Below are 6,156 nucleotides of genomic sequence, written 5' to 3'. Positions count from 1 at the left end.
AAGACAGTGCTGAAAATCATGCGTATGTTTGGATTCAATAATGCTCCCACACTTTTTGCAACGGACTTTGTTTTTTATAATTTTCATGAAACATTAAAGCTCCATTTCCGAATCATCCTGGTGACGACTCTTCTCTTGTTCACGTTCTTTATCCTGCTTGATCGATTCGTTTACATCCTTGACCAAATGCAATTTTTTAGCAAGATCACTCATGAGGTCGAAAGCTTGATGACGTTTTTCTTTGATGAAATCAATGCAAACCATTTTAAATTGATTGACGATCTGTTTTAAATCTTTAATTTCAACTTGTTGCTGCTGAATTATAAAATCTTTTTGTTCATGACGTTGTTCGGAAATCTTTAATTCTCTTTTTATCTTTTCATGTTCAGTTTTGGAAACAAAATCATCAGTCTGAACAGGAATAGCCTTTTTAGCTTTTTCTAGTTCTGCAGAAAGTTGATAATTAATTCTGTTTGCCTTTTCCAATGTTTCTGCGACAAGATCAAAACGATTAGTTAATATTTTATGTTTTTCTAAAGAGGTATTTTGGCTCTCGATCATCTTGCTGTAATCTTCTTTTTTCATTTTGACATTTTTACCAAGGAAATCGTCGCTCACCTCGGGTTGAAAAATGGATTCAACTTCTGGTGCTTTGTAAGGAGGTTTTTCAACGAGTTTCTTGGTCGTTTCAACAAGTCCCTTTCCTCTTTGTTTAAACTCGTTAACGATGGCCTTGTGAGCTTCATATTCGTCCTGTAAGGCGCTTTTAGCTGATTGGAGTTCATCTATTTGGGAAACAGTCTTAATGATTTCTTGGCTCTTTTTCTGCCTTTCTACGTCGAGCTCTTTTACAGATTCCATCGCTTTTTTGTATTCGGGAATAGATAAATGCTTTCTTTCTGATTCCTCGGCTCCTCGATCAATCTCAAATCCCTTTTCCCTTAAATGTTTGGGTAGTTCGTCTTGGAGATGTCTTAGTTCCTCACGATTAAACACATTTTTGGCTTGTAGCTTTCCGTCACGCATAGGAACGACCCCCAAGTGCATGTGAGGAGTGGTTTCGTCTAAGTGAACATGAGCGTATGCGAGGTTTTGCTCACCATAGCGCTCTTTAAACCAGTCGGTGGCTTCTTGGAAAAACCGATCACGTTCATTTGGATCCATGTTTTTAAAAAAAGCTTGGTCACTGGTGATGATCCATTCACTGACCAAGACTGCGTCTTTTCTCGTTGCTCGTTGGCTTATCTTCTGTGACTCAATAATTTCAGTGACAATGTCTTTGTATTTTCCTTCTCGGTTCATGAGGTCGTAGTTCTGATCGGAGAGAGAGGTATCGATGTCGGGATTGCTATGATTCTGGAAAATCCGTTTGTTATGTTTCTCCATTCCTGATAGATTACCAGCTTTCATTTTCTGCATCCGGGCGACTAACATACTCATTTTCTAGCACCACATTTCGGGAGGATTTCCGGCAATAACTTCCATGTAAAGTATAGCGCACTATACTTTACTACGTAAAGGTGCGCTCTGCGAGGCTATTCGGCTGATAGCCGAAGCACGTTGGAAACGTGCAAAAGACCTTGGGCTTTGCCCAAACCCACAAGGGGAAATCTTCCCCTTGACCCCACCCTCGCCGGTAGGCAGGAACAAACGTGGTTTGTTCCATGCCAAGAGGGTTCGGGTGTAGCGTGTGTATCAACTCCTTATCCTCCCTTCGGTCCGGTACCGTTGACACACCCCTAAAATAGTCCTCTGAGTCCCATATTTCAATTCTGAGAGCTTTTTCTATCATTCTGGTATAAAAACATTCTAAATCATATAAAACGCAAATTTGGGCTGTTAGAAGGCCTTGAAATAAATTATTATGAAAATATACACATCGTATATACAAATTGTATATACGATGTTATAATAAAATTAATCAATTAGAGGTTAAGGAGTTGGAAGTTATGACAAAGCAAATGAATATTAGACTTGATGAAGTACACGCAGCACTCTTAGAAAAAATGGTTGAAACGTTAGGAAATCAAGGCATTAAAACAAATAAAACGGATGTGATCCAAAAGGCTCTTTATGTTTTTGCTAGAGAGAGTGTCCTTTCGGATAAAGAGGTTACCGAAATTATTGATAAGCATTACAAAGGATTTGTTAAAGACTAGAATTAGAGAGTTTGAATGTGGTGTCTGTCAACGGTAAGCGGACTGAACGGAACGCCAGTGGAGTGAGGGAGCATTAAGGAGTTGATAGACTTACTGACCTCAAACCCTCTTGGCATTGAACAAACCACGTTTGTTCCTGCCTACCGGCGAGGGAGCCCCAAAGGATTGGGGGTTGGGGGTTCGAATATCGAAAGTTTTTGGGTTTGCCTTTTTTCAAAAAGGCAAGGTTTTGGGGTCGAGTCTTCCTGTGTCGGAAAATCCGATTTAGGTGGGTTTGAGGAAATTCCGAGGTGTGTTATATTCAAATTGCAGGTAGAACCTTCACCGATTGCGTCGGTGGTAGTTCTTACATGAAAAAATCCCCCTAAGTTTTTAGGGGGATTTTTTGTTTAAAAACGAGTGAAACGAGTTTCTTCTTTACTTGATTTATTTATATGGACACTTAAGTACCAAAATGATAGATTAGGAGTAACGTTAATAGTTACATATTTTTGGCAAAAAAATGCCCCAATCCGTGTGCTCGCTAAAACATTCGGAAAGGGGAATAATTCATTATCGTGAAAAAAGTATATCATAAGGTCGTCGTTAGTGGAAACATTACAGAAATATATTCGTACGAAAATGGTGTTATTTTAGGTCTAAATAGTGCAAGCGGTAGCAGTGATCGAGTTGAAGTTGGTGAGAATGGGATGACTCTAGCGGAGAGAGAATTAAAAGATCAGCAGAATTTGAAACGGTCACTTTCAAGAACCATTCAAACCTTGCGTAGAACTATCAATGCAAATATCGGAGCATGGGGCAAAGAAAAGCCAAAATTTATGACGTTAACGTTTAAGGAAAACATACTTGATCATGAGATTGCTAATAGTGAATTTAGGCAATTTATTAGACGTTTATCTCGTAAGATTTTTAAAAAACAGAGTGGATTAAAATATACTTGTGTAGTAGAACGACAGACTCGTGGTGCAATCCACTATCATGTTCTTTTTTACAACTTGCCTTATATTAAACAAGAAGAATTGGTTAAGGTTTGGGAAAATGGAAGAGAGCAACGTGGTGTAAGAATCAATGCGATAGAGGATATAGATAATGTCGGTGCTTACGTCGTAAAATACATAGAAAAAGATATTGAAGCTATGAAAAATGGCTATGAAACAAAGACTGGTAAAAGTGCGAAAGAGAAAAACAAAAAGCTATTTTTTCAGTCTCGTGGTTTAATAAAACCGATTGAAGTTGCGATGACAGAAAAAGAGAAAAATGAGTTAGAAAATAAAATTATAAATTCGGAGTCAGTTGTTTTTGAAGCGACTCATGATAATGAACATGTGGGTAAAATGATATATAAACAAATTAAAAGCAAAAAAAAGTAGGATGGTCATCCTACTTTTTTTTGCTTTTTTTTCTATAGATTATCGAGTTAATAACAACTATAAGAACAATAATAAAAGATATTATTCCTACTAGATCCTTGGTGGTTTCATTATTGTTTGTAAGGTTAACAATCATTATGACGGCTGCGCAGAGTATGAAAATTGTGTAGCTGAATTTTTCTAATATTTTCATTAAATTCCCTCTGAATTGGATTGACCTGGTAATTTAATAGTATTATATTCTCATAATAGGAGGTTTATGGATATTTAACCATTTTACTCTACTTACCTAATATCACTAGAGGTGAGGTTTGCTTAAAAACACAAAAATATTGGAGGGAGAAAAAAAGAATGAAAAAATGTATAATTATGATTACGACAATTGTACTTAGTCTTACTATTCTTACACCAATGGCAAGCGCTAAAGAGGTAACAAAAAATAGCGACAACATGACTGAACAAGAAATTATTGACGAAATGGCAAGCCAATTAGAATTTTTATACACTCAAGCTGCTGAAACTGATGAAAACGGTAATATTATAGCTATAGACATTAATAAGCTACAAGATAAATACGGAGATGATGGGTCATTAGAAGAACTCAAAGAAGCGATTGAAACACAACAAACTGAACAACAAGAAGTTCAACAGGGTAAATATCAAGTCAAAAGTATAAACAGTTTTGGAAAATGCCTTGTAGGATCTCTTGGAAGTGCAGTTGGGGTAGATATTATAAAGCGAGCATATACCAAACCAGTAAAAACAGCCTTAAAATCACATCATTGGAAGAAAGCTTCCTCAATTTTGTTTACAAACTTAAAAAAAGTTCTAGGAAAAAAAGCTAGTAAACTTTTAATTAAAAAAATTGCTCACGTTGCTCTTCCTGGCGGTCTACCAGCCAAATTTGCATTTATTGTTGCTGTATGCGGAGTTAAAGAAATAGTTTAAAGGAGACTTGTTCAATGATAAGGTCAGTTAAATCTTTTATCATCGTATTTGTATTAGTTCCTTCTATCTTAGGAGGTGCTCTAGCATTTACTATTGACCTTATTCCTTTAATATGGAATTTAATAACTAGAAAACAATTAGATTTATCAATTAAACATTTAATTCTAGATTTTGCTTTAGGTTACTTAATTTATCTTTTGTATATTATTTACAAATCTATAAGATATAAAATTAAAGGTGAAGAATAAAAAGTAATCTATAAAAAATAACTATTTAAAACTAAGAGCAATTAATTATCAACCACGATTAAATTATAATCGTGGTTTTTGTATATTTATGTTTTTTTCAAATTCCCTATTCGTCATCTGATATTAAGAATGATAATGATTGTCGAGGAGCAAAAAAATCCAACTAATGCAATGGTTGAAATATTTTAATGTGCGTAAAAAGAGATGTCTAATTTGGTGTTGACTTTATTTATGATAGGAAACGTTAAGTAATACTTTGTGTATTTTTTTTTGACACTTAATGTTATAGGAACTTTTATTGAGTTTATGGTTATTAAATCTTCCGATAGTTTTCCGAACATCTTTATTGTGTTTGATTAGTTCCTTATATTTTTCATTATTGAGGTAATTTTGGAACCATTGATATTTTTTTAGGGTTTTTAGGTTTCTACCTATATCTGATTCATTAACTTTTTTTAGAAGAGGTATATGAACAGCAAGGTTTAGAAATTCTAGAAATTCAAGTATAATATTCAAATTTAACCACTTCTCCCATAAATAATCTTACGATTAGTTAAACACATATTTATCGTTCAAGCTCTATATCGTGGCTTCTACGACGTGTCAGACGGTGTTCTTTCTTTTCGTTAGCTCTTTCCATTTTTCAATGTTTTTAAAGAAAATCATTAATTTTATACTTTAATCCAAAATTTCCACCATTTCTTTTGTTTAGTAGCTGCAATCTTTTGTTTAGCTTCTTGAATTTCACGAAGGACTGCCATTAAGTTTTGATCACGTTGATCCAGGCGCTTTAGAAGTGCCTGGTTAAATTCTTCTTGGCGTTTGATAAATTCTAAAAGGGTATTATTGTCAGCTTGTAGCGTCATATCGGGTTGCGCTATGGATAAATGAGAACGATATAAGGTCGCTATATGATCGACGGATTTTTCTAAAGACTGACCGTTTGATTTCATCATCAATAGATGTTCCATAGCCCTTATATCGTCCTCTATAAACACTCGCCAACCTCGATCGTTTTTTTTGAAAACATATCCCTTCTCTTCAAGCATTCCTGCGTATTTTCGCACAGTAACGGACTCAATCAAAAGGCGCTTTGCAACCTCTTTGGTTGAATAAGTTTTAATAGCGTCACCCATAGCGACCACTCCTTTGCTATAGACTTCAATATAGAAATAGAAAATCCTTTTAATAGGTCGCTACAGCATTATTTCTATTCAGTGATGATTCTTTCTTCAGGAATCTGAAAGGTAGGAGAGACATCAACATCGATTGAATAACTAGCCTTGTGTGTATCTTGGTCAAAAACAATTTCTATATTTTCAATGGGCTTTTTATGACAAACGGGTCGCCCATGATTGTGTACAAAAACAGAAATATCAAGATTTTGGTCTAGTGTCTCTAGTTTTTTGATTAACTCTTTAACAGTCATTA

At 35.0% G+C, this 6,156-nt stretch carries 9 protein-coding genes; 4 read left to right on the top strand and 5 right to left on the bottom strand.

Annotated features, from left to right (window positions below; translation table 11 throughout):
- The 3 genes from IEV91_RS22135 to IEV91_RS21395 form a co-directional block, all read right to left on the bottom strand.
- The coding region (locus tag IEV91_RS22135) for a DUF7695 domain-containing protein (protein ID WP_444544433.1) at positions 1-87 on the bottom strand (87 nt) is incomplete at its 3' end.
- Positions 88-93: 6 nt separating this feature from the next.
- Complete coding sequence (gene mobV, locus IEV91_RS21400; RefSeq protein ID WP_188499456.1) at positions 94-1,440, bottom strand: MobV family relaxase; 1,347 nt, start codon at positions 1,438-1,440, stop codon at positions 94-96.
- A 70-nt stretch (positions 1,441-1,510) separates the two neighbouring features.
- On the bottom strand, positions 1,511-1,699 hold the full coding sequence (locus IEV91_RS21395; RefSeq protein WP_188499455.1) for a hypothetical protein: 189 nt from the start codon (positions 1,697-1,699) through the stop codon (positions 1,511-1,513).
- Positions 1,700-1,949: 250 nt separating this feature from the next.
- Here IEV91_RS21395 and IEV91_RS21390 point away from each other — a divergent pair, with 250 nt between their 5' ends.
- The 4 genes from IEV91_RS21390 (at position 1,950) to IEV91_RS21375 (ending at position 4,725) form a co-directional block, all read left to right on the top strand.
- Entirely contained in the window at positions 1,950-2,159 is a 210-nt protein-coding gene (locus IEV91_RS21390; protein WP_188499454.1) for a hypothetical protein, read from the top strand.
- A gap of 557 nt (positions 2,160-2,716) precedes the next feature.
- Positions 2,717-3,529, top strand: coding sequence for a rolling circle replication-associated protein (locus IEV91_RS21385; RefSeq protein WP_188499453.1), 813 nt, complete (start codon positions 2,717-2,719; stop codon positions 3,527-3,529).
- 351 nt (positions 3,530-3,880) lie between these two features.
- Positions 3,881-4,477, top strand: a complete 597-nt coding sequence (locus IEV91_RS21380; protein WP_188499452.1) for a hypothetical protein — start codon at positions 3,881-3,883, stop codon at positions 4,475-4,477.
- Between the two features lie 14 nt (positions 4,478-4,491).
- A complete protein-coding gene (locus tag IEV91_RS21375; RefSeq protein WP_188499451.1) occupies positions 4,492-4,725 on the top strand; it encodes a hypothetical protein in 234 nt (77 codons plus the stop codon).
- Positions 4,726-5,396: 671 nt separating this feature from the next.
- On the opposite strand, the gene IEV91_RS21370 is transcribed toward IEV91_RS21375, so the two are convergent.
- A complete protein-coding gene (locus tag IEV91_RS21370) occupies positions 5,397-5,861 on the bottom strand; it encodes a DUF3967 domain-containing protein (protein WP_188499450.1) in 465 nt (154 codons plus the stop codon).
- Between the two features lie 74 nt (positions 5,862-5,935).
- Positions 5,936-6,156, bottom strand: a 221-nt coding sequence (locus IEV91_RS21365) for a hypothetical protein (RefSeq protein ID WP_188499449.1), incomplete at its 5' end; no start/stop codon positions are given.

It is taken from the genome of Pullulanibacillus pueri (assembly GCF_014639255.1).
GTDB lineage: Bacteria > Bacillota > Bacilli > Bacillales > Sporolactobacillaceae > Pullulanibacillus > Pullulanibacillus pueri.
The sequence above is the reverse complement of the archived record's forward strand: the minus strand, read 5'-3'. Positions and strand labels throughout refer to the sequence as shown.